Source organism: Vibrio hannami (genome assembly GCF_029589055.1).
Taxonomy (GTDB): domain Bacteria; phylum Pseudomonadota; class Gammaproteobacteria; order Enterobacterales; family Vibrionaceae; genus Vibrio; species Vibrio hannami.
The window spans coordinates 65,950-90,000 of sequence record NZ_JARQZP010000002.1 but is presented as its reverse complement, the minus strand read 5'-3'; the positions used below and the strand labels follow the sequence as shown (position 1 = coordinate 90,000).

The following is a 24,051-nucleotide window of genomic DNA, read 5'->3' as shown; positions in this document are numbered from 1 at the left end:
CCTACTCTTGACATCCAGAGAAGCCAGCGGAGACGCAGGTGTGCCTTCGGGAGCTCTGAGACAGGTGCTGCATGGCTGTCGTCAGCTCGTGTTGTGAAATGTTGGGTTAAGTCCCGCAACGAGCGCAACCCTTATCCTTAATTGCCAGCACTTCGGGTGGGAACTTTGGGGAGACTGCCGGTGATAAACCGGAGGAAGGTGGGGACGACGTCAAGTCATCATGGCCCTTACGAGTAGGGCTACACACGTGCTACAATGGCGCATACAGAGGGCGGCTAACTTGCGAGAGTAAGCGAATCCCAAAAAGTGCGTCGTAGTCCGGATTGGAGTCTGCAACTCGACTCCATGAAGTCGGAATCGCTAGTAATCGTAGATCAGAATGCTACGGTGAATACGTTCCCGGGCCTTGTACACACCGCCCGTCACACCATGGGAGTGGGCTGCAAAAGAAGTAGGTAGTTTAACCTTCTGGGGGACGCTTACCACTTTGTGGTTCATGACTGGGGTGAAGTCGTAACAAGGTAGCCCTAGGGGAACCTGGGGCTGGATCACCTCCTTAACGATAAGATTGTTGTTGATTAGTGTCCACACAGATTGATTAGGTTTAGAAAGTAAAGAAGCAAACGTGGGTCTGTAGCTCAGGTGGTTAGAGCGTTCGCCTGATAAGCGAGAGGTCGGTGGTTCGAGTCCACTCAGACCCACCAATTTTTCTTCATAGAAAATACAGATGGGGCTATAGCTCAGCTGGGAGAGCGCCTGCCTTGCACGCAGGAGGTCTGCGGTTCGATCCCGCATAGCTCCACCATCATCTTGAAGTGTTTTCACATGAGAATATTTAAAAATGGTTTCATTGTTTATGACATCTTTGCTCTTTAACAATTTGGAAAGCTGACGAATAACAACAATCCCCATATCAATTGATATGCGTTGTTATTCAATTAAAAGTTCTCAAATCCTATGTCTTTTAAAGATGTAGGTACCAACACACATTCAAGTGTTCTTGGGAATCTTACTTTTTAAGTAAGTATTCATATTTGAGTCCGGCAAAATCGTGTCTGCATCATGTTTAAATAATTGCAGACAACTTTGGTTGTTTGATTAAACAATCTTAAAGGTTTCTTCGAAACTCTTTGGGGTTGTATGGTTAAGTGACTAAGCGTACACGGTGGATGCCTTGGCAGTCAGAGGCGATGAAAGGCGTATTAACTTGCGATAAGCGCTAGATGAGGTAGTAAAAACCACTTGAGTCTAGCGATTCCTGAATGGGGAAACCCAATTGCATAAGCAATTATCATTAACTGAATACATAGGTTAATGAGGCGAACCGGGGGAACTGAAACATCTAAGTACCCCGAGGAAAAGAAATCAACCGAGATTCCGAAAGTAGCGGCGAGCGAAATTGGACTAGCCCTTAAGCGTTTAATGGTTCAGGTGAACAAGCTGGAAAGCTTGGCGATACAGGGTGATAGCCCCGTAACCGACAAACCCTTTTACGTGAAATCGAGTAAGGCGGGACACGTGATATCCTGTCTGAATATGGGGGGACCATCCTCCAAGGCTAAATACTACTGACTGACCGATAGTGAACCAGTACCGTGAGGGAAAGGCGAAAAGAACCCCTGTGAGGGGAGTGAAATAGAACCTGAAACCGTGTACGTACAAGCAGTAGGAGCCTCCTTGTGGGGTGACTGCGTACCTTTTGTATAATGGGTCAGCGACTTATATTCAGTGGCAAGGTTAACCGTTTAGGGGAGCCGTAGGGAAACCGAGTCTTAACTGGGCGCTCAGTCTCTGGATATAGACCCGAAACCAGGTGATCTAGCCATGGGCAGGTTGAAGGTTGAGTAACATCAACTGGAGGACCGAACCGACTAATGTTGAAAAATTAGCGGATGACTTGTGGCTAGGGGTGAAAGGCCAATCAAACCTGGAGATAGCTGGTTCTCCCCGAAAGCTATTTAGGTAGCGCCTCGGACGAATACTACTGGGGGTAGAGCACTGTTAAGGCTAGGGGGTCATCCCGACTTACCAACCCTTTGCAAACTCCGAATACCAGTAAGTACTATCCGGGAGACACACGGCGGGTGCTAACGTCCGTCGTGGAGAGGGAAACAACCCAGACCGCCAGCTAAGGTCCCAAATTATTACTAAGTGGGAAACGATGTGGGAAGGCTAAAACAGCTAGGATGTTGGCTTAGAAGCAGCCATCATTTAAAGAAAGCGTAATAGCTCACTAGTCGAGTCGGCCTGCGCGGAAGATGTAACGGGGCTAAGTAATAAACCGAAGCTGCGGCTGCTAGCATTTGCTAGCGGGGTAGGGGAGCGTTCTGTAAGCCGTTGAAGGTGGTCTGTAAGGGCTGCTGGAGGTATCAGAAGTGCGAATGCTGACATGAGTAACGATAAAGGGGGTGAAAAACCTCCTCGCCGGAAGACCAAGGGTTCCTGTCCAACGTTAATCGGGGCAGGGTAAGTCGACCCCTAAGGCGAGGCCGAAAGGCGTAGTCGATGGGAAACGGGTTAATATTCCCGTACTTCTTACAATTGCGATGGGGGGACGGAGAAGGCTAGGTGGGCCTGGCGACGGTTGTCCAGGTTCAAGTGCGTAGGCTTGAGAGTTAGGTAAATCCGGCTCTCTTTAAGGCTGAGACACGATGTCGAGCACCTACGGGTGTGAAGTCATTGATGCCATGCTTCCAGGAAAAGCCTCTAAGCTTCAGATTGTAAGGAATCGTACCCCAAACCGACACAGGTGGTCGGGTAGAGAATACCAAGGCGCTTGAGAGAACTCGGGTGAAGGAACTAGGCAAAATGGTACCGTAACTTCGGGAGAAGGTACGCTCTCGACGGTGAAGAGATTTACTCTTGGAGCTATTGAGAGTCGCAGATACCAGGTGGCTGCAACTGTTTATTAAAAACACAGCACTGTGCAAAATCGTAAGATGACGTATACGGTGTGACGCCTGCCCGGTGCCGGAAGGTTAATTGATGGGGTTAGACCTTGTGTCGAAGCTCTTGATCGAAGCCCCGGTAAACGGCGGCCGTAACTATAACGGTCCTAAGGTAGCGAAATTCCTTGTCGGGTAAGTTCCGACCTGCACGAATGGCGTAATGATGGCCACGCTGTCTCCACCCGAGACTCAGTGAAATTGAAATCGCTGTGAAGATGCAGTGTACCCGCGGCTAGACGGAAAGACCCCGTGAACCTTTACTACAGCTTGGCACTGAACATTGAGCCTACATGTGTAGGATAGGTGGGAGGCTTTGAAACACTGTCGCCAGATAGTGTGGAGCCATCCTTGAAATACCACCCTTGTATGTTTGATGTTCTAACTTAGCCCCATTATCTGGGGTGAGGACAGTGCCTGGTGGGTAGTTTGACTGGGGCGGTCTCCTCCCAAAGCGTAACGGAGGAGCACGAAGGTGGGCTAATCACGGTTGGACATCGTGAGGTTAGTGCAATGGCATAAGCCCGCTTGACTGCGAGAATGACAATTCGAGCAGGTGCGAAAGCAGGTCATAGTGATCCGGTGGTTCTGAATGGAAGGGCCATCGCTCAACGGATAAAAGGTACTCCGGGGATAACAGGCTGATACCGCCCAAGAGTTCATATCGACGGCGGTGTTTGGCACCTCGATGTCGGCTCATCACATCCTGGGGCTGAAGTCGGTCCCAAGGGTATGGCTGTTCGCCATTTAAAGTGGTACGCGAGCTGGGTTTAGAACGTCGTGAGACAGTTCGGTCCCTATCTGCCGTGGGCGTTGGAGAATTGAAAGGGGCTGCTCCTAGTACGAGAGGACCGGAGTGGACGAACCTCTGGTGTTCGGGTTGTCATGCCAATGGCATTGCCCGGTAGCTAAGTTCGGAATCGATAACCGCTGAAAGCATCTAAGCGGGAAGCGAGCCTTGAGATGAGTTCTCCCTGGCGCTTAAAGCGTCCTAAAGGGTTGTCGTAGACTACGACGTTGATAGGCAGGGTGTGTAAGCGTTGTGAGGCGTTGAGCTAACCTGTACTAATTGCCCGTGAGGCTTAACCATACAACACCCAAAGGGTTTTGTGGACTCAGAGCCAAGAACAGAATTGAATGTGTAGAGAACATAGAAACAGCTTTCCGAATTAAAGAATTTGCTTGGCGACCATAGCGTTGTGGACCCACCTGATTCCATGCCGAACTCAGAAGTGAAACGCAATAGCGCCGATGGTAGTGTGGGGCTTCCCCATGTGAGAGTAGGACATCGCCAGGCTTTAAATTTAGACTCTTATAGTCTAACCAGTGCGGAGCGGTAGTTCAGTTGGTTAGAATACCGGCCTGTCACGCCGGGGGTCGCGGGTTCGAGTCCCGTCCGCTCCGCCACTTCTTCTAAAGCCTTGTCGAAAGACAAGGCTTTTTTTCGTCTGTCGAAAATAATAGATTTGAGAACACCTACAATATAGATCACATTTTACTCGACATGGTTCTCTTCATAAGCTAAATTGGGTGTATAGACGTCTAGATAGCTTATGGAGAAGAGTTGTGCCTATTAAGATTCCCGATCAATTACCTGCATCCGATGTATTGCGTAATGAAAATATCTTCGTTATGCCAGAGTCGCGAGCCTCTACACAGGAAATTCGTCCACTAAAGGTCTTAATTCTCAACTTGATGCCTAAAAAGATTGAGACAGAGACTCAGTTCTTACGCTTGTTATCAAACAGTCCTTTGCAGATTGATGTTGAGCTTTTACGGATTGATAACCGCCCTAGTAAGAATACGCCGACAGAACACCTGGATACCTTTTATCGTCAATTTGAGATGGTGAAGGATCGTAACTTCGATGGTTTGATTATTACTGGTGCGCCTCTTGGTTTGGTGCAGTTTGAAGATGTGCTGTACTGGGATCATCTCGAGACGATAATGAACTGGGCTAAGAAGCATGTTACTTCTACCCTTTTTGTTTGCTGGGCTGCTCAAGCAGGCCTCAAGCTTCTCTATGATTTGCCAAAGAAGACCAGAAAGGAAAAGCTATCAGGGGTTTACTATCATCAGATTCAGCATCAGTATCATCCAATTCTTCGAGGTTTTGATGATACCTTCCTGGCTCCTCATTCCCGTTACGCCGATTTTTCACCGGAGTTTCTGGAAGAGCATACAGACTTAGATATTCTTGCTGTTTCTGATGTGGCGGGAGTTTATCTGGCAGCGACTAAAGATAAGCGTAATGTGTTTGTAACCGGCCATCCTGAATATGATTCTCATACATTGCACAATGAATATGTCAGAGATCTTGGCGAAGGCATGGATCCGGCAATTCCGGTTAACTACTATCCTAATGACAATCCAGATAACAGGCCTATAGCCAGCTGGCGAAGCCACGGGCATCTGCTATTCTCAAACTGGTTAAACTACTGCGTTTACCAGCAGACACCATACGATCTGGAACATTTCTCTGAAGATAACTTTACAGTTGATGAGTGATTTAATATTTACTATTAAATTTCTTCAACTAAGACATGCAGAATAATCAACATCTGGGCTTTTACTCCTTGTGATAGGATGCCCAGAGAATAAATATATTTAGGAAGTAGACACTGTGGCCGCAAGCAACATCCGACAAATAATAGAAGAGCAGCTTAAACAAAGAATCCTGATAATAGATGGTGCTATGGGTACCATGATTCAAGGGTATAAGCTGGAAGAAGCCGACTACAGAGGTGAACGTTTTGCCGATTGGCAATGTGACCTTAAAGGTAACAATGACCTGCTCTCTTTAACGCAACCTAAGGTCATTGAAGAGATCTACGATGCTTATCTCGAAGCGGGTGCAGATATTCTTGAAACCAACACCTTTAACGCTACAACTATCGCTATGGCTGACTATGAAATGGAAAGCCTTAGTGAAGAGATTAACTATGAGTCAGCAAAGCTAGCGCGAAAGATTGCAGATGAATGGACGGCAAAAACTCCCGAGAAGCCGCGTTTTGTTGCGGGTGTGCTTGGCCCGACTAATCGTACTTGTTCAATTTCGCCAGATGTTAATGATCCCGGGTATCGTAATGTCTCTTTTGACCAGCTTGTTGAGGCGTACTCTGAGTCGACTCGTGCTCTTATCAAAGGTGGCTCAGACCTTATACTTATAGAAACCATTTTCGATACGCTTAATGCGAAAGCGTGTGCGTTTGCAGTAGATAGCGTATTTGAGGAGCTTGGCATTAAGCTCCCTGTTATGATCTCGGGTACCATTACAGATGCATCTGGACGTACTCTTTCTGGTCAAACTACAGAAGCATTCTATAACGCTCTGCGTCACGTGAATCCTATTTCGTTTGGCCTCAACTGTGCTTTGGGCCCTGATGAACTGCGTCAATATGTCGCAGAAATGTCGCGTATCTCTGAAACCTATGTATCTACGCACCCTAACGCAGGTTTACCAAATGCTTTTGGTGAATATGACCTTTCTCCGGAAGATATGGCGGAACACATTGGTGAGTGGGCTGATAGTGGTTTCCTAAATATTGTCGGGGGGTGCTGTGGTACAACTCCGGATCATATTCGCGCAATTGCCGAAATTGTTGATGGCAAAAAGCCTCGCCAGTTACCGGAGCTTCCGGTTGAATGCCGTTTATCAGGACTTGAGCCACTAAGCATTTCCAAAGACTCTCTGTTTATTAACGTCGGTGAGAGAACAAACGTAACAGGTTCCGCTCGTTTTAAGCGTCTTATCAAAGAAGAGCTTTATGATGAAGCGCTAGAAGTCGCCCGACAGCAGGTTGAAAATGGTGCCCAAATCATCGATATCAACATGGATGAAGGGATGTTGGATGCTGAAGCCTGTATGGTTCGATTCCTCAACCTTTGTGCTTCTGAACCAGAGATATCGAAAGTCCCTATTATGGTGGACTCTTCCAAATGGGAAGTGATAGAAGCTGGCCTGAAATGTATCCAGGGCAAAGGTATCGTTAACTCTATCTCTTTAAAAGAAGGGAAAGAGAAGTTTATTGAGCAGGCAAAACTGATTCGCCGCTATGGTGCTGCGGTTATCGTGATGGCCTTTGACGAAGTCGGTCAGGCAGATACGCGTGAGCGTAAGCTCGAGATCTGTACCAATGCATACAATATCCTGGTTGACGAAGTTGGTTTCCCACCAGAAGATATCATTTTTGACCCCAATATCTTTGCGGTAGCAACAGGTATCGAAGAGCATAACAACTACGCTGTCGACTTTATCAACGCGGTTGCGGATATTAAACGAGACCTTCCACATGCGATGATTTCTGGTGGTGTTTCCAACGTATCCTTCTCCTTCCGTGGGAACAACTATGTTCGCGAAGCGATTCATGCCGTATTCCTTTACCACTGTTTTAAGAATGGTATGGATATGGGTATCGTTAATGCGGGTCAGTTAGAGATCTACGATAACGTTCCTGAAAAATTACGTGATGCGGTAGAAGATGTCGTTCTTAACCGCCACAATGACTCAACTGAAAATCTGCTTGAGATAGCGGCAGAGTATCTTGAGAAAGCGGTAGGAAAACAAGATGATGCATCAGCCCTTGAGTGGCGTACCTGGCCGGTTGAAAAGCGACTGGAGCATGCACTTGTAAAAGGCATTACCGAATTTATCACCGAAGATACTGAAGAAGCTCGCCAAAAAGCGTCCAGACCACTAGAGGTAATTGAAGGCCCTCTGATGGATGGTATGAACGTAGTAGGCGATCTGTTTGGCGAAGGTAAGATGTTCCTTCCTCAGGTGGTTAAGTCTGCCCGAGTGATGAAGCAGGCGGTTGCTCACCTCGAGCCGTATATCAATGCTGAAAAACAATCAGGCAGCTCGAACGGTAAGATTCTTTTGGCGACAGTGAAAGGCGATGTTCACGATATTGGCAAAAACATCGTAGGGGTTGTTCTTCAATGTAACAACTTCGAAATCATCGATCTTGGCGTAATGGTTCCTTGTGAACAGATTCTGAAAGTTGCTAAAGAAGAGAATGTAGATATTATCGGTTTATCCGGTCTTATTACCCCTTCTCTTGATGAGATGGTCCATGTCGCTAAAGAGATGGAGCGCCAGGGCTTTGATATTCCGCTGATGATTGGTGGAGCAACCACGTCTAAAGCGCATACCGCGGTTAAGATTGAACAGAACTACTCTAAGCCAGTGGTATACGTGAATAACGCATCAAGAGCCGTTGGTGTATGTACCTCGCTACTATCTGATGAATTACGCCCTGCATTCGTTGAGCGACTGGATCGCGACTATGAAAAAGTTCGCGAACAGCACAACCGTAAGAAACCACGCAGTAAGCCTGTAATGCTTGATCAGGCTCGTGACAATAAAGTAGCAATAGACTGGGAAGCTTATACTCCACCACAACCAGCTAAGCCAGGTGTACATATTATCGAAGATATGGATATCGGGACGCTGAGAAACTATATCGACTGGACACCTTTCTTTATGACATGGTCGCTGATGGGTAAATATCCTGCGATTTTGGATCATGAAGAGGTTGGTGAAGAAGCGAAGAAGCTATTTAGAGACGCCAATGACTGGCTGGATAAAGTAGAGTCTGAAAAGCTGTTCAAAGCTAGCGGTATTTGTGGATTGTTCCCGGCGGCAAATATTGGTGATGATATTGAAGTGTACACAGATGAGTCTCGTACAGAGGTATCAAATGTGCTGTTCAATTTACGCCAGCAAACTCTTAAGCCTAAAGGCTACAACTACTGTTTATCGGACTTTGTAGCTCCTAAATCAAGCAATAAACAAGACTGGGTGGGCTGTTTCGCGGTAACTGGAGGAATTGGTGAGCGTGAGCTTGCTGATGAGTTTAAAGCCAAAGGTGACGACTACAATGCCATAATGGTTCAAGCTGTTGCAGACAGATTAGCAGAGGCATTCGCTGAGTATTTACACGAGAAAGTTCGTAAAGAGTACTGGGGCTATGCTCCTGATGAGTCATTTACCAATGAAGAACTGATAAGAGAAAACTATCAGGGTATGCGCCCGGCTCCGGGTTATGCAGCGTGTCCTGAACACACGGAAAAGCAAGCTATCTGGGATCTTCTCGATGTGGAAAATAAGATCGGAATGCAGCTAACCTCCAGCTACGCAATGTGGCCTGGGGCATCTGTGTCCGGTTGGTATTTCTCTCATCCGGAGTCTAAGTACTTTGCGGTTGCTCAGATTCAGCAAGATCAGCTAGAAGACTATGCGCAGCGAAAAGGCTGGAGTGTAGAAGAAGCTGAGAAATGGTTAACGCCTAATTTGTAGAAGAATAACGAAGTGTCTGTCATTCCTGCGAAGGCAGGAATCTGATTTACGTGTGTAGTTAGGTGATCGCTAATATCTCATCTCGTTATATGGTATAGATAGATCCCGGATAATTGCTTAGGCAATTTCCGGGATGACGATCAAAGTGTTAATTTACCCCTCAAACAACTCCAAATGAAGCCTCTGAACAGCTCTTCTTGCCTCAGACTCCTCAAGAAGGAAGCATAGGTTATGAGCACTTGCTCCATAACAAATCATCTTCAGGTTAAAGTCTTCAAGTGTACCGAATACCTTCTTAGCATAACCTCTTGCCTGGCTCATATTGTTACCAATAAGAGCAATCAGAGATAAGCCTTGCTCAACTTCTACAGTACATAGCTCTTCTAGTTCCTGCTGAACTTCTTTCGGTAGTTCAGGAGCTCCGCCTGCAGTGTTGGTCTGATCTAGTGTTAAAGAAACACTGATTTCGGATGTGGTAATTAGGTCTACTGAAATCTTATGGTCAGAAAGAATCTGGAAAACGTTAGCCAGGAAGCCGTAGGTCTGGAACATATTCGCACTGCGAAGGGTAATCATCGTCTGGTTACCACGAAGTGCTACAGCACGGAAAAGCGGTGAGCTTTCAGCTTCTTGTCTAACCCATGTTCCGCCTTTTTCTGGTTCTTTAGAGGAGCCTACAAATACTGGGATACCATGACGAAGAGCAGGAACAAGAGTTGAAGGGTGTAGAATTTTTGCACCGAAGTTTGCCATTTCTGATGCTTCACTAAAGCTAATTTCCGGGATAGGAGAAGCTTTTGGCGCTATTCTTGGATCTGTTGTATAGATACCTGGAACATCCGTCCAGATTTGCAAACCAGCGGCCTCAACAGCTTCTGCAATTAGCGCAGCACTGTAGTCACTGCCGCCACGACCAAAGGTTGTGATCGCCCCTTCTTCATCAGAGCCGATAAACCCTTGAGTCACAACAAACTTCTCCTGACATAGGGGAGTAAGCTTTTCTGCAGCTAACTTTGAGATGGTTTCCAGCTCTGGCTCAGCCTTACCAAATGCGCTGTTAGTACGCATGATATCGCGGATATTAAAGCGAACAGTTTCTAATCCTTTCTCGTTCATAATCTGAGTAAGGATATGAGTAGACATGCGCTCACCGTAAGCAACGATGTGGTCAGTCAGCTTCTCACTGCTCTGGAATGAAGCAGCTTCTGCTGCTGATGCGACACTTTTTAAAAGTGAAGCAACGGCTTCTTTTGTCTCAGCAGGATCCTTCAACTCCTTGATAATTGAATAGTGAATTTGTTCTAGCTGAGCAACGATTTCCTGGCGACGCTCTTCTTCCTGAACGCCATTAGCCAGCTCAACCAATAGATTTGTTACGCCAGAACAGGCACTAATAACGACAAGCTTAGTGTCCGGGTTTGATTCGATAATAGCGGCACAGCGGCTCATTGCTTCATAGTTTGCAACGCTGGTACCACCAAATTTAGCAACATTGAATGCGCTCACAGGCATTTCTCCAAAACTTTTAATACAAAACTCGAGCTACCGGACCCGAAATAATAGGACCTAAATAGCGATAACATTTTGAAGAGAGAGTCACAGAGCAGAGGAAGGCAAAGATATGATGCGTATACCTCAGAAGCTCTTCACCATGTGTGGTGACAGTTAGCAGGATTCAGCCTGACTACCCGACAAATACTCGCCAACAACGAATTACTTATCTCGGCATTGCTCCCCCTGAGTGAATAGTCTTGGAGTTGTGGCTCCACTAAACACCTGCCTGGGCAATGCTCCTCTTCTGCATAAATGCCTTTTTATTGAACGTTTTTAGTGCATAAAAGTCAATCGATAAAATGAATATTTAGCTAAAAAATATTCACTATATCTGAGCTGAATTGTGGTGGTGGTAGAAATGTTCTAATCTAACTAGGCTCTACAGAAAATATAATAAACAAGGATCACCAATGACAATTCAAAGTTTTAACCCTCCAAGAAGAACCCTGATGGGCCCTGGTCCGTCAGATATTTCGCCACAGGTTTTACAAGCCCTTAGCAGACCAACTGTAGGTCACTTAGACCCGCTATTCATCAATATGATGGATGAGCTAAAGCAGTTGCTAAAGTATGTATTTCAGACGGAGAACGAATTTACAATTGCTGTTTCAGCTCCGGGTAGCGCTGGTATGGAAGCGTGCTTTGTGAATTTGGTTGAAGCTGAAGATAAGGTCATTGTTTGCCGTAATGGTGTTTTCGGCGAACGTATGCGTGAAAATGTTGTGCGCTGCAGTGGAGAAGCTGTCGTTGTTGATGACGAGTGGGGAGCTCCTGTTTCAGTCGCCAAAGTAAAAGAAGCATTAGATGCTAACCCTGATGCAAAGGTTCTTGCTTTCGTTCATGCAGAAACATCGACGGGGGCGCAGAGCGATGCGCAAGCACTCGCAGCTCTGGCACAAGAGAGAGGTGTTTTGACCATAGTTGATACTGTAACCTCACTAGGGGGTGTGCCGCTCAAAGTTGATGAGTGGGGGCTAGATGCTGTGTATTCGGGGAGTCAGAAGTGTCTTTCCTGTGTTCCTGGTTTGTCACCACTGACTTTTTCGCAAAAAGCAGTAGAGAAAATAAAAAGCCGACAGTCTCCCGTGCAAAGCTGGTTCCTGGATCAAAGCCTAGTATTAGGGTATTGGAGCGGCGAAGGTAAGCGTAGTTACCACCATACAGCTCCAGTAAACAGCCTTTATGCGCTTCATGAAGCTCTGCTTATGCTAAAAAATGAGGGTTTAGAGAATGCCTGGGCCCGACATGCGGAAATGCACGATAAACTAAAAGCAGGTCTTGAGCGTCTTGGAATGAAGTTCGTTGTGGAAGAGCCGTATCGTTTGCCACAACTAAACGCAGTATATCTTCCTGAAGGTGCCGATGACGCCGCTGTTAGAGCCCGTTTGTTAAATGAATACAATCTTGAGATTGGGGCTGGGTTAGGAGCATTAGCTGGTAAAGCCTGGCGTATTGGGCTTATGGGGTATGCTGCCAGAAACGAAAACGTATCACTGTGTTTAAAAGCATTGGAAGAGGTACTGACACAGTAACTAATTTGAGCGTAGGAGGTAACTTTACCTCCTACTGTTCAATGAGTATTTCTGTAGTTTGATTAAGATCGGCAGCATTATCTGGACGATGACTTAATTCAACTTCTGAAAAATCAACCTCTGGGAATAGGTATTGGGCTTCGGTTCTAATTTGTTCTGCTTTAATATCTTCCCCTATTCCTAGATAAGCCAGAATAAGGTTCTTATACAGGTCAATTCGAGGTTTGTGTTTGATTAGTGTAATAGACCAATCGATGTAAGGCTGAATCATCTTTGGGTCGAAGTTAACAAGACCTAACTTAAGGTACGAGTGGTAGATATCGGACTCAAGCCTTTCTTTCCAAACAACCTTATTAGTCACGCTCTCAAGTTTCTCCGTGTCTTTCGGAGAAGAGTTTTCAAATTTTGTCAGAATATAATTGCTATGAAGCGTAGTGCACATAAAAATTGTTGTTAGGAGCGGTAAAGCAATACTGTTTAGCCTTAAGCTGAATCTAGCTAGTCTGGAAAAATGATAGTTCTTGTAGTTAGCGGAGCGTTGGTCAAGCCAATACAGCATGACGATAAAAGTTATCCAGTGAATTGCCGAATAATAAAATGGGCCACCAAATAGAGAATGGATAACTATTGGGACAAACAGGCCTAAAATCGCTAAACGAGTCCCTTTTCTGACTGAATATAGTTTGGCTACTACAAAAATAATGGTTACGGCTATTCCAAACAAAGCAAGGATTCCACCCTCAATTCCCCAATAAAAAACCTCATTGTTCGGATGAGTTAGAGAAGCTTCACCAGGAGGATATGAAGAATTTAACTGATGTTGCCTGGCTGTATATATGATGTATTCCGATTCAAATCGCCCGTAACCATAGCCGGTAAACGGCTTTTCTATGAGCATATCCATAGACTGAGCAAAAGAAGTACTTTTTCCCTGACTCAAGTCCGTGCCATCTAATATTTTGTCAGTGCTTCCGGTCGATATACTAAGAAGAATACCAGTAGCAACCCCCGTCAATGCAGATACAGACCAGCCAAACAAACGCCTTTTAGTTGAAAATCTATACAAATAGGGGAGTATCAGAATGGCTCCAATTAACGCGCCTATCCAGCTTGCTAAGGATGCCAACACAACGATTAACGGAGCTGTAATGGCTGGCATTAAATAAAGCAGCGTTGTTCGAGAGAGCCTTTGCCCGTACTTCTGTTGTTGTCTAGCTAACAGATACCCCGATAAAACCAGCCCTGTTGCTAAAAAGCTTCCCATAACATCCGGTTGATTGAAGATACCAGTAGGAGGTGTACTGCTTAGGTTAAAGCCAATCAAGTTACCAATCTGCGTACTAAAATACTGTACATATCCAACTCCAGATTGGATAACAACAGCCAGTACAATAAACCAGAGTAGTCGTTGTCTGTGCCTGTTACTTAGAGAGAACTGTTGTAAAACAAAAAACAGCAACCAGCCTGCCCACAAACCAATGATTCTTTCAATTGCTCCTGCCGGGTATGCGTTTGTATAGATAACGGGAAGAGTAAGGACTATGCAGCTTACCAAAAAGGCAATGGTAAGCTTTGTGTATCTGAAAACTTTATTTCTGGCTGTCTGATATAAGCCAAGCCCAAGAGCGAAACTTAGCGCCAACCAGGTAACATTGTTAAATGGTAGCTCAAGTCCCAACCCTCCAGGGTTTGGCATGTAAAAGTGCATCGCAAGGGCGAAGGTTAATCCCATGGCGTACATGAATCGCTTGTTTAAGGGAGCTTTAACTCTTTGAGCTTCCAGTTTAGTCCCGCTTAAATGCACAATAGCCATGGGTGTGGAAATATCCTTATTTAATATCTGTGTTAAGCCCTTACTTTACCTTTTTTTCCTATTTCAGCATAGGTTTCAGGAATCTAGCGGTATGAGAACCTTCAATTTTTGATACTTCTTCAGGAGTTCCTTGTGCAATGATTTGCCCGCCACCATCTCCACCTTCTGGTCCCAGGTCAACAATCCAGTCGGCAGTTTTTACTACATCAAGGTTATGTTCGATAACCACAACAGTATTGCCATGATCACGTAGTCTGTGTAGCACTGCGAGTAACTGTTTGATGTCGTGGAAGTGCAGACCTGTTGTAGGCTCATCCAGGATATAAAGTGTTTTACCTGTATCCCTTTTGGATAGCTCTCTCGAGAGTTTTACTCGTTGAGCCTCACCCCCGGAAAGTGTGGTCGCTGCCTGGCCCAGACGAATGTAAGATAGGCCAACATCCATTAGTGTTTGTAGCTTTCGAGCTATAACTGGAACCGGATCGAAGAACTCTCTTGCATCTTCAACCGTCATTTCCAGCACTTCGTCAATGGATTTGCCTTTGTAGCGTACTTCTAATGTCTCGCGGTTGTAGCGTTTACCTTTACAAACATCACATGGAACGTATACATCCGGTAAGAAGTGCATCTCTACCTTTATCACACCGTCACCCTGACACGCCTCACATCGGCCGCCTCTGACATTGAAGCTGAATCGACCTGGTTTGTAGCCTCTCGAGCGAGATTCTTGTGTGCCAGCAAACAGTTCTCTAATTGGAGTAAAGATCCCCGTGTATGTGGCAGGATTAGATCGTGGCGTTCTACCTATCGGGCTCTGGTCAATATCGATAACTTTATCGAAGTGCTCCAGCCCTTTTATTGCTTTATAAGGTGAAGCTTCTGCCGTTGTCGCGCCGTTCAGTTCTGTATGCGCGATCTTATAGAAGGTATCGTTTATCAGGGTTGATTTACCTGAGCCGGATACGCCGGTAATACAGCTGAACAAGCCAACTGGTAGCGATAAATTTACATCTTTTAGGTTATTACCTGATGCGCCCACAAGTTCAACCATTTTCTTGGGGTTAATCGGTGTGCGTTCTTGTGGTATCTCAATCGCCTGTTTACCACTAAGATACTGTCCTGTAAGTGAATCTGGGTTACTGATTATTTCATCCATTGTTCCTTCTGCAACAACAGTTCCCCCATGAACACCAGCTCCAGGACCGATATCAATGACGTAATCGGCAGAGCGAATAGCGTCTTCATCATGTTCAACAACCAGCACAGTATTGCCAAGATCTCTTAAGTGATTCAGAGTTTTTAGAAGCCGCTCGTTATCACGCTGGTGGAGACCAATAGATGGTTCATCCAGTACATACATTACACCCACCAGTCCTGCACCTATCTGACTAGCTAGTCGGATACGCTGAGCTTCACCACCAGATAGCGTTTCTGCACTACGGGATAGGTTAAGATAATTAAGACCTACGTTGACAAGGAAGTGCAGACGATCATTGATCTCTTTCATGACTTTTTCAGCGATCTGAGCTTTCTGACCAGTAAGCTCCAGAGTCTGGAAAAAGTCCATCGCATCACTGATGCTCATTTCTACAATGGAAGGTAGCGCGGTCTCACCAATAAACACATTTCGTGCTTCTGTTCTAAGGCGGGTTCCATCACACGTAGCACAGGTTTTTGTAGAAATGTACTTAACCAGATCTTCACGTACAGCGTTAGATTCAGTATCACGATATCTACGCTCGAGTGTGTTAAGAATTCCTTCAAACGGGTGACGCTTAACTCGCATATCGCCACGATCATTGACGTATTTAAACTCGACTTCAGTTCTGCCTGAGCCTTTCATGACCACGTCTTTAATTTTTTTCGGTAAGCTTTTATAGGGAGCAAATAGGTCAAATCCGTAATGCTCTGCAAGGGAAGAGAGCATTTGGAAATAGTAGTAGTTTTTCTGATCCCAGCCTTTGATGGCACCTTCGGCGATGCTTAGATTTTCATCAACAACAATTCGGTCAGCATCAAAATACTGCTGAACACCCAATCCGTCACAGGTAGGGCAAGCCCCCGCTGGGTTATTGAACGAGAATAGCCGTGGTTCTAGCTCCTGCATGCTGTATCCACAGTGTGGACATGCAAAGTTAGCCGAGAAGATAATATCTTCTTTCTCTTTATCATCCATCCAACATACGGCAGCTATTCCACCAGATAGCTCGATTGCTGTTTCAAAGGACTCTGCTAATCGCTGTTGCAGATCGCTTCGGACTTTAAAGCGATCGACGACCACTTCTATAGTATGTTTTTTGTGTAATTCCAGAGTTGGTGGATCGGACAGATCGCAGGTTTCACCATCGATTCTTGCGCGGATAAATCCTTGTGCAGCCAGGTTTTCCAGTGTTTTTACGTGCTCCCCTTTTCGTTCTTTCACAATAGGAGCGAGCAACATCATCTTTGAACCTTCTGATAGTTCCAGAACTTTGTCTACCATTTGGCTGATAGTCTGTGCTGCCAGCGGTACATGATGAGTTGGACATCGAGGTTCACCCACACGAGCATATAGTAGTCTCAGGTAATCGTAGACTTCAGTAATTGTGCCCACAGTAGAACGCGGGTTATGAGAGGTGGATTTCTGCTCGATAGATATAGCAGGTGAAAGACCTTCAATATGGTCTACATCCGGTTTTTCCATTAAGGATAGAAATTGTCTTGCGTAAGCAGAAAGTGATTCTACGTAACGCCTCTGACCTTCAGCATAGAGAGTATCGAATGCGAGTGATGACTTACCAGAGCCTGAAAGGCCTGTAATTACAATAAGTTTGTCGCGAGGTATCGTTAGATTTATATTTTTAAGGTTATGAGTACGAGCGCCTCTAACTTCTATTTGTTCCATTCTCTATGCTCACTTTACAATCAGTGAGCTAAGTATCGCACAGCTTGAAATAAGAGCAAAGAAAATACTGGATAAAAAAACAGTAAAAAATAAGCTACCATCTGGCAGCTTATCCTAGTGTATTAGTCGAAAAGCATCAGTTTTTTACTGTTGAGTGCTTATCAAGTTCAGTTTTTTGAGCATCTTTTTTGTAGATGTTTTCGTAGCAGTAGTTCGTTGCTTCAATATAACCATCAACACTACCACAGTCGAAGCGTTTACCTTTGAACTTATACGCTAGAACACAACCAGACTTAGCTTGTTTTAGTAGCGCGTCAGTGATTTGGATTTCACCGCCTTTACCAGGTTCGGTATTTTCAATCAGCTCAAAGATATCTGGAGTCAGAATATAACGACCGATAATCGCAAGGTTGCTTGGTGCAGTACCTTTTTCTGGTTTCTCCACCATATCATCTACACGGATGATATTGTCTTTGATCATTTCGCCAGCTATAACACCGTACTTATGGGTTTCATCTTCAGGTACTTCTTCGACCGCGACGATTGAACAACGGAACTGCTTATATAGTGCTGCCATTTGAGCCAGTACACCATCGCCGTCTTCGTTGATGCAAAGGTCATCTGCAAGAACTACTGCAAATGGTTCTTCACCAATCAGTTCACGGCCCATAAGAATCGCATGACCCAGACCTTTCATCTCTCTTTGACGAATATAGGTGAATTGCGATGAGTGCATGATATTTCGAATATCAACCAACAAATCTTCTTTGTTAGTACCACTGATTTGGTGTTCAAGTTCAAAGTTGATATCAAAGTGGTCGAACAGAGAGTTCTTGCCTCGACCAGTAACGATACACATACCGTCTAGACCTGCTTCAATAGCTTCTTCTACGCCGTATTCGATTAGAGGCTTGTTTACCACTGGCATCATTTCTTTAGGCATAGATTTTGTAGCTGGCAGGAATCGTGTGCCATAACCAGCTGCAGGGAAAAGACATTTTTTGATCATTTTTTAAACCCTTGATTTATTATGTGTTGTTCTCCGTAAGTATCTAAACGGTAGCATAATAATATGACAGGGGAAATTAAGGTGTGCACATCTTTCGAAAACTTAACGTGTTTTTTTCCTTTAGCTCATGGAAGAAACTTATGTGCCCACTCTATCGCCTGAGTTCTGTTTTTAACCTTCAGTTTTCGGAATATTTTGTACAGGTGAGACTTTACGGTGTGTTCACTTACAAATAGTTGATCTGCAAGGTTGTTATTGGATACACCTTCCTTCAGGTATTGCAAAACTTCTATCTCTCTTTGCGTTAAATTGGTAAACAGAGGCTCTGTGTGGCGAAGTAAAACGGATTGATAATAGCGGAGTAATTGGGCGCATATTGGCTCAGGCATATGAAATCCACCGCCTTTTATGGTTTCTATACCGGCCAAAAATGTGTCTGGTTTCTCACCTCTAAGAAAAAAGCCTCGGATATGTCCAAGGCTCAGCAGCCTGGATGTTTGTTCTGACTCTGGTGCATTTATAATAATTGTCCTGCTATTTCTGATTTTAGGCAGTACAGCTTCTTTGATTTCAGAGTCTTGAATAGCAAGATAATTGACAATAAGAAGACTATCAGCGACCTTTTCTGTTTCTCCTACATCTGGAAGTGTACTGGAAAGTACAGTTTCAAAATGCTTTCTGGCAAGAATGTCGATATCAGACTCTGTAATCTCTTTTGAAGGGTGAGGTTGCAGATAGACAATTTTGTTTCCGTTAAGCATTGGCAGATTCTCACAGCACTAGTTATTTATCGTGTTATTAGAAACGGAATTGTGTATGGGTGAAATGTGATTAGGTGGAAGAAAGTGAAATCTGCGTTGTGTTTCCAGATTCTAAGTAATTAATTGCTAAACAGACATTTGTGTTGATGTCGTTGTTCGCATTTTTGTTGAAACTCACATTTAGCTAAAGAAGCATTTATTTATTAGAAAAAGAACCGCCTCCGACAATGTCACAAGGCGGTTTGCAATTAAAAGCCTTAGAACTATGGACAGATTTTTCCTTGCTGCACTGGCTGGTTCAGGTTCATCTTTCCTTTCAGGGAGCGGTAAACCACAGCATGATAGATTTCATCGTTCTGATCTTTAAAATCAATAGCGTAGTTCATGCCATTGACTACTTGAGAACGCACAGAAAGAACTTTGACCAGTGAAGGATCGATTCCTACTGATTTCAGGGCAAAGTTCAAAGCTTCTTTTGATTCTGAATTGAGCTTGCTCTGTGCCCATCCACCCGCAAGATTTTGATTGCTGCACACAGCGCTTTTAATATCACTCGCAGAAACATTAGCCTTATTGTTCACGTTGCTGCACCCTGCCATAGCTAATAAACAGAGTGTCGAAATATATATCTTTTTCATGATTGCCTCTTTTTGGTTTCATGTCATCGCTATCTTAGATACTCATGATTCACATATAATTAATTTGTGATATTTATGAATTAAATCATAATGATAGATTAAGTGTTGTTAGCTGTTTGGCGGACATTATATACCTGTGAATGTCACACTATTTAGCAATGAAATCTAAGATTGCGAAGGAGATAACCAGATGAAGCAATGGATTTCAGATAACGATCATTAGAGGATGAGAGCTGCAATTGAAAAGAGTGATATAAAGGCTGTAATCTATAAATAATGAAACTAAAATATCAGCTCCAATGTGACCGCAAGATTTGTTAGAATCGACGGAAATGAGTATTCTTGTCTTATCGATAAAGAGAACAATGTTGTACTCATTGTTTAAGTGTTTGAAATTAAATTAAAAGGTGGTGAACGTGGCTAGTCGCGGCGTGAACAAAGTAATTTTAGTAGGCAACTTGGGCGGAGATCCTGAAGTTCGCTATATGCCTAGTGGCGGTGCGGTAGCAAATATCACTGTTGCTACATCTGAAACCTGGCGCGATAAAGCAACAGGTGAACAACGTGAAAAAACGGAATGGCACCGTGTTGCTCTGTTTGGAAAGCTAGCGGAAGTCGCTGGTGAATACCTTCGCAAAGGCTCTCAGGTTTACATTGAAGGTCAGTTACAGACTCGTAAGTGGCAAGATCAAAGTGGACAGGATCGTTACACTACAGAAGTTGTAGTACAAGGTTTTAACGGCACTATGCAGATGCTTGGTGGCCGTGGCCAGCAGGGGCAAGGCGCCCCGGCTATGGGTGGTCAGCAGCAACAAGGTGGTTGGGGACAGCCGCAGCAGCCTGTTCAGCAACAGCCTATGCAACAAACGCAGCAGCCTGCACAACAGCAACCACCGCAGCAAGCTCAGCCACAGTATAACGAGCCTCCAATGGATTTTGATGACGATATTCCGTTCTGATGATTCCGTTTAATCAGATCTAATTATTATAAAAAGCTCCAAATAAGGAGCTTTTTTTGTAGTTTGGGAGAAAAGTATCGACATTATCCGTTGATACTATTCATATTTTGCCAATAAGCGGCAATAATTACCTATATGCATTGTGTGACAAAAGGAATTTGTCAGTCATGAGATATACCCCAACTCTAAAGCTAAGCACGCGCCTAACGGCATTTATCACGGTTATGGTGATAAGCGCCATGTTTGTGTTATTTGTAGGTGGAACGCTTTCTTTTAAGCGCGTGGGGCAAGAGTACTTAAACAACAGCCTAGAAAGCCTGGTTAGCGTCATCGATAAGGAGCTGGCCAATAAATCTACCGCGGATAATATTGATATTTGGCTCCCTAAATTATTGCAGTCCAACCATATTACTGAGCTGATCGTAACTTCGGATGAAGGCCATTTATATCACTTCAGAGATGAGCAGCCTACGATTGAAAAATCCCGCCTGATTTCAAAACAATATTCATTAGAAAAGTCTCAGGGAATTACGCTGGAGATGATGGTACTTCCTCCTTATTTGGAGTCAGGCTACTCTCTGAGTACGCTTTCGTCGATATCACTAGCTGTAGCGATTGTTATCTTATTCTTGATTCAAGGTGTTAGATGGTTAAAACGGCAGTTGAAAGGGAGTGAACTTCTCGAGGAAAGGGGAAGGATGCTGCTGGCCGGAAGAGTTGAAGAGCATGCCAAAGGCGATGAACAAGAGTGGCCATATACAGCCAGCCAGGCATTGGATGTGCTTATTGAAGAGCTAAGAGATGCTAGGCAAGAGCGTAGTCGGTTCGATACCTTTATTCGATCACACACCTTCCTTGACCAATTGACCGGGGCGGCGAACCGGGTGTTATTTGACAGTAAACTGGAATCAGCCCTTCAGGAAAGCGGTGCAACGGGTGGGATGATGTTGTTCCGGATAAATGACTGGGACAACGCGTACGAAAATTCTGAAAAAACGATAGCAGATGAATTTATTATTGAAGTTGGTCGCATAATTTCTAATATTGCCCAACGTTTCCCCGATGTAGTGTTTTCTCGTTATTACGAGTCTGATTTTGCAGTTTTAATTCCGCATCAAACGGAGAAGGATATCTCTGTTCTTGCCAATCAGTGTATTCGCCAGCTTGAGAAAATTAAGCCTATTGAACCGCTCGAAAAAGACAATTGGTGTCATATCGGTATCACTTATTATTCAGAAGGTGAGCGACGTGGACATATACTGGGTGAAGCAGAAACCGCGTTAAAAAGTGCTCAGTTGCAAAATATAAATACCTGGAGTCGCTTCCAGAAAAAAGTTAAATCTAGTGACTCCAGAGGTACTGTGCGTTGGCGTACGCTATTTGATAAGTCATTTCAAAAAGAAGACTTACTTATTTTTGAACAACCTTGCTATTTAATTGATCCCAAAACAAATGAGACCAGTTTTCTGCACAGTGAGCTCTTTAGCAGAATAAATGATGATGGCGTCGGAATTTTAAAAGCGTCGCGTTTTATGGCGGCGGTCGAGCTAGTTGGTTACGAGATGCAGCTAGATAGGCTAGTTTTTAAAACTATTTTTAAGCAATTAAAAGAATCACAACTTCTCTCATGTTACTCTATCAACATGAATGTTTTGCCATTCAAAGATAAAAACCACTTTCGTTGGCTAAGGGATGAGCTGCTTCAGTTAACTTCAGAAATGCGTCAGTCTCTCAGTTTTGAATTTACAGAGGGTACGCTGGTTAAACACCTCGATTTTATGCGACCTGTAGTTAAAATGATTTCAGGTTCTGGCTGTACTGTCATTGTTGGCCAGGCTGGTAGAACGATCACCAGTACTCACTATATAAAAGATCTCAATGTCGATTATTTAAAACTGCATCGGAGTCTAGTAAAAAAAATAGAGCAACGTCAAGAAAATCAGTTATTTATAAGAAGCATTGTTGGTGCTTGTGATAAATCTAAGACTAAAGTTATTGCTGTCGGTGTTGAAACCGGTCGAGAGTGGAGAGCTTTAGTTGAATTAGGCGTCGATGGCGGGCAGGGAAGGCTGTTTCAGGTTGAGAAGCAAATTATTCCAAAGCCGGAAGCCCCTTTGGTTCAAATAGGTCGAAGAAATCGTTGGCGAAAGAAATATTAAAGGAAAGTAAGAAAGAATGAGCTTAAAAGCTTTGCTTGCTAAGTTTGCTTCAGGTAGCAAAACTGACAATCAGTACTTTATTGTTATTCAGGCAGATGCTGTTTATTTTTCTGATCCTGAAAACAGTTCTTCTGAGGTGAATCGATTCCCTATTGATTCTAATTGGGAGCAAACACTGGATGCCGCTCTTGCTACGATCGATATTAAGGGAAGCCAGTTAACGGTTGTTATTTCTTCTCAGTTTTATCAAAGCTATCAAATTGATAAGCCGGAAATTCCTGAGGAAGAGTGGTCAAGCGCTTTACCTTTCTTGTTGAAAGATCTTATTACGGAAAGGGTGACTGATATTGTCGCAGATGGTTATCCTTTGTCTGATGGGAAAAAAGCTCAGGCATACGTCCTCAATAAAGCGGTTTTGGCAAGTATTAATGGCATTGTTGGTAATGCTGGTGGTGTTCTTAACCGTATAGTGCCTGAAGACGAAGTTTGGGGTTATCTACAAAATGACTATCCCAACTTCATGTTGCTTCATCGTTCACAAAAATCTAATTTCAAAATCGGTGCTTATGTAGAAAGAAAAATTCGTTTCCAGCGAGCGATACGCGGTGTTGTTTCTCCTATTACAGGAACAGCAATGGGGGATCTACAGCTGGATAGCCTGGCTCTGGAGATCCAACGCTCTACCGACTTTCTTTCATCACAATTCAGAGATGTAAGTATTAACCATCTGTTTGTATGTTGTGATGAAGAGATGCAATTGGAACTGGTTACTGCTCTATCTGAACGATTAGGTATTCAGGTATACGCTGCGACCGATCAAGATAACGTGGTTTGTGGCGAGATACTTATTCAGTTAGCGTCTTCGCTGCCTTCTGAAGGAATTAACCTATTTCCTTCATACCTAAAACCCAAGAAAGAGCTACTTACCCTAAATAATACCGCTATTTTATGGGGCTCAATGACGGTTATCATGCTTTCTGTCTATGGTTATTACACCGTTCAGAACACAAATCATCAGAAACAAGCGGCAGATATCACTCGAGAAGTCAATCAGTTGAATCAGGAACTGAAGGTAGTACAAGGTCAGGTTGCGGCGCATAAACCAACACCTTCAAAGATTTCTGCAATAGAGAGAATAAAGATAGAGGTAGAAGGGAAAAAGAACGCTCTCGATGCAATAAGCAAATTTGATACGGCTGAGAAGGTTGGCTATTCCGGTGTGATGACATCGCTTTCAGAGCTTGATACCAACGATATCTCTATTTCTTCTATCGCACTGGAAAAGCAGAAGCTGAGTTTGAGCGGTTTGGCTAGAACGCCTGATAGTGTGCCGAGGTTTGTTGCACAGTTTAAGAATGAGGTTGAACTGATAGGAAGAAGCTTTGAACAGTTAACAATTGGACGAAATGAGAACGATATAGTGACTTTTCAGTTAACAACCAGTGTTGATAGTAAAACTCAAATATCACCTAAGAAAGTCAGTGAGGGGCAGTAAT

General features: G+C 44.2%; 12 protein-coding genes, 3 tRNA genes, 3 rRNA genes and 1 riboswitch (1 of these 19 only partly in view). Of the genes, 12 read left to right on the top strand and 6 right to left on the bottom strand.

What is annotated here, in order from left to right; translation table 11 throughout:
- From P7F88_RS01400 to metH, 8 genes are all read left to right on the top strand, one after another.
- Positions 1 to 559, top strand: a 16S ribosomal RNA gene (locus tag P7F88_RS01400) (it extends 993 nt beyond the left edge of the window).
- A 68-nt stretch (positions 560 to 627) separates the two neighbouring features.
- Positions 628 to 704 (top strand) — tRNA-Ile (locus tag P7F88_RS01395).
- Positions 705 to 729: 25 nt separating this feature from the next.
- A tRNA-Ala gene (locus tag P7F88_RS01390) sits at positions 730 to 805 on the top strand.
- A gap of 337 nt (positions 806 to 1,142) precedes the next feature.
- Positions 1,143 to 4,035, top strand: a 23S ribosomal RNA gene (locus tag P7F88_RS01385).
- 91 nt (positions 4,036 to 4,126) lie between these two features.
- Positions 4,127 to 4,242, top strand: a 5S ribosomal RNA gene (rrf, locus tag P7F88_RS01380).
- Together the 16S, 23S and 5S rRNA genes with 3 tRNA genes alongside form the textbook arrangement of a ribosomal RNA operon.
- Positions 4,243 to 4,275: 33 nt before the next feature.
- Positions 4,276 to 4,352, top strand: a tRNA-Asp gene (locus P7F88_RS01375).
- 159 nt (positions 4,353 to 4,511) lie between these two features.
- Positions 4,512 to 5,453: a homoserine O-acetyltransferase MetA gene (gene metA, locus P7F88_RS01370; protein ID WP_277821573.1), complete on the top strand. Its 942-nt coding sequence runs from the start codon at positions 4,512 to 4,514 to the stop codon at positions 5,451 to 5,453.
- Between the two features lie 115 nt (positions 5,454 to 5,568).
- Positions 5,569 to 9,246, top strand: coding sequence for a methionine synthase (gene metH, locus P7F88_RS01365; protein ID WP_277821572.1), 3,678 nt, complete (start codon positions 5,569 to 5,571; stop codon positions 9,244 to 9,246).
- A gap of 153 nt (positions 9,247 to 9,399) precedes the next feature.
- Here metH and lysC read toward each other — a convergent pair whose 3' ends face one another.
- Positions 9,400 to 10,752 (bottom strand): lysine-sensitive aspartokinase 3, encoded by a 1,353-nt coding sequence (lysC, locus tag P7F88_RS01360; RefSeq protein ID WP_422127271.1) that lies wholly within the window; start codon positions 10,750 to 10,752, stop codon positions 9,400 to 9,402.
- Between the two features lie 125 nt (positions 10,753 to 10,877).
- Positions 10,878 to 11,052: riboswitch (Lysine riboswitch) on the bottom strand.
- A 158-nt stretch (positions 11,053 to 11,210) separates the two neighbouring features.
- Between lysC and P7F88_RS01355 the strand changes: the two genes are divergently transcribed.
- Positions 11,211 to 12,332 (top strand): pyridoxal-phosphate-dependent aminotransferase family protein, encoded by a 1,122-nt coding sequence (locus P7F88_RS01355; RefSeq protein WP_277821570.1) that lies wholly within the window; start codon positions 11,211 to 11,213, stop codon positions 12,330 to 12,332.
- Between the two features lie 31 nt (positions 12,333 to 12,363).
- On the opposite strand, the gene P7F88_RS01350 is transcribed toward P7F88_RS01355, so the two are convergent.
- The 5 genes from P7F88_RS01350 to P7F88_RS01330 form a co-directional block, all read right to left on the bottom strand.
- The gene (locus P7F88_RS01350) at positions 12,364 to 14,145 is read right to left on the bottom strand and encodes a PglL family O-oligosaccharyltransferase (protein ID WP_277821569.1); all 1,782 of its coding nucleotides are present in this window, start codon (positions 14,143 to 14,145) and stop codon (positions 12,364 to 12,366) included.
- Between the two features lie 58 nt (positions 14,146 to 14,203).
- Positions 14,204 to 17,029 (bottom strand): excinuclease ABC subunit UvrA, encoded by a 2,826-nt coding sequence (gene uvrA, locus P7F88_RS01345; RefSeq protein ID WP_277821568.1) that lies wholly within the window; start codon positions 17,027 to 17,029, stop codon positions 14,204 to 14,206.
- Between the two features lie 136 nt (positions 17,030 to 17,165).
- Positions 17,166 to 18,038 carry a UTP--glucose-1-phosphate uridylyltransferase GalU gene (galU, locus tag P7F88_RS01340; RefSeq protein ID WP_277821567.1) on the bottom strand — a complete coding sequence of 291 codons (873 nt, stop codon included), beginning with the start codon at positions 18,036 to 18,038 and terminating at the stop codon, positions 17,166 to 17,168.
- A gap of 125 nt (positions 18,039 to 18,163) precedes the next feature.
- On the bottom strand, positions 18,164 to 18,799 hold the full coding sequence (locus P7F88_RS01335) for a response regulator transcription factor (RefSeq protein WP_277821566.1): 636 nt from the start codon (positions 18,797 to 18,799) through the stop codon (positions 18,164 to 18,166).
- 263 nt (positions 18,800 to 19,062) lie between these two features.
- A complete protein-coding gene (locus P7F88_RS01330) occupies positions 19,063 to 19,437 on the bottom strand; it encodes a cystatin domain-containing protein (RefSeq protein WP_277821565.1) in 375 nt (124 codons plus the stop codon).
- Between the two features lie 416 nt (positions 19,438 to 19,853).
- Between P7F88_RS01330 and P7F88_RS01325 the strand changes: the two genes are divergently transcribed.
- The 3 genes from P7F88_RS01325 (at position 19,854) to P7F88_RS01315 (ending at position 24,050) form a co-directional block, all read left to right on the top strand.
- Positions 19,854 to 20,396 (top strand): single-stranded DNA-binding protein, encoded by a 543-nt coding sequence (locus P7F88_RS01325; protein ID WP_277821564.1) that lies wholly within the window; start codon positions 19,854 to 19,856, stop codon positions 20,394 to 20,396.
- A gap of 167 nt (positions 20,397 to 20,563) precedes the next feature.
- Positions 20,564 to 22,555 carry an RNase E specificity factor CsrD gene (gene csrD, locus P7F88_RS01320; protein WP_277821563.1) on the top strand — a complete coding sequence of 664 codons (1,992 nt, stop codon included), beginning with the start codon at positions 20,564 to 20,566 and terminating at the stop codon, positions 22,553 to 22,555.
- 16 nt (positions 22,556 to 22,571) lie between these two features.
- On the top strand, positions 22,572 to 24,050 hold the full coding sequence (locus P7F88_RS01315; protein WP_277821562.1) for an MSHA biogenesis protein MshI: 1,479 nt from the start codon (positions 22,572 to 22,574) through the stop codon (positions 24,048 to 24,050).
- Position 24,051 lies beyond the last annotated feature (1 nt).

What these genes read in the sequence shown, in the direction of transcription:
- P7F88_RS01355 (WP_277821570.1), top strand. Translation starts at nt 11,211, where the DNA reads ATGACAATTCAAAGTTTTAACCCTCCAAGAAGAACCCTGATGGGCCCT.
- P7F88_RS01350 (WP_277821569.1), bottom strand. Translation starts at nt 14,145, where the DNA reads ATGGCTATTGTGCATTTAAGCGGGACTAAACTGGAAGCTCAAAGAGTT.
- uvrA (WP_277821568.1), bottom strand. Translation starts at nt 17,029, where the DNA reads ATGGAACAAATAGAAGTTAGAGGCGCTCGTACTCATAACCTTAAAAAT.
- galU (WP_277821567.1), bottom strand. Translation starts at nt 18,038, where the DNA reads ATGATCAAAAAATGTCTTTTCCCTGCAGCTGGTTATGGCACACGATTC.
- P7F88_RS01335 (WP_277821566.1), bottom strand. Translation starts at nt 18,799, where the DNA reads ATGCTTAACGGAAACAAAATTGTCTATCTGCAACCTCACCCTTCAAAA.
- P7F88_RS01330 (WP_277821565.1), bottom strand. Translation starts at nt 19,437, where the DNA reads ATGAAAAAGATATATATTTCGACACTCTGTTTATTAGCTATGGCAGGG.
- csrD (WP_277821563.1), top strand. Translation starts at nt 20,564, where the DNA reads ATGAGATATACCCCAACTCTAAAGCTAAGCACGCGCCTAACGGCATTT.
- P7F88_RS01315 (WP_277821562.1), top strand. Translation starts at nt 22,572, where the DNA reads ATGAGCTTAAAAGCTTTGCTTGCTAAGTTTGCTTCAGGTAGCAAAACT.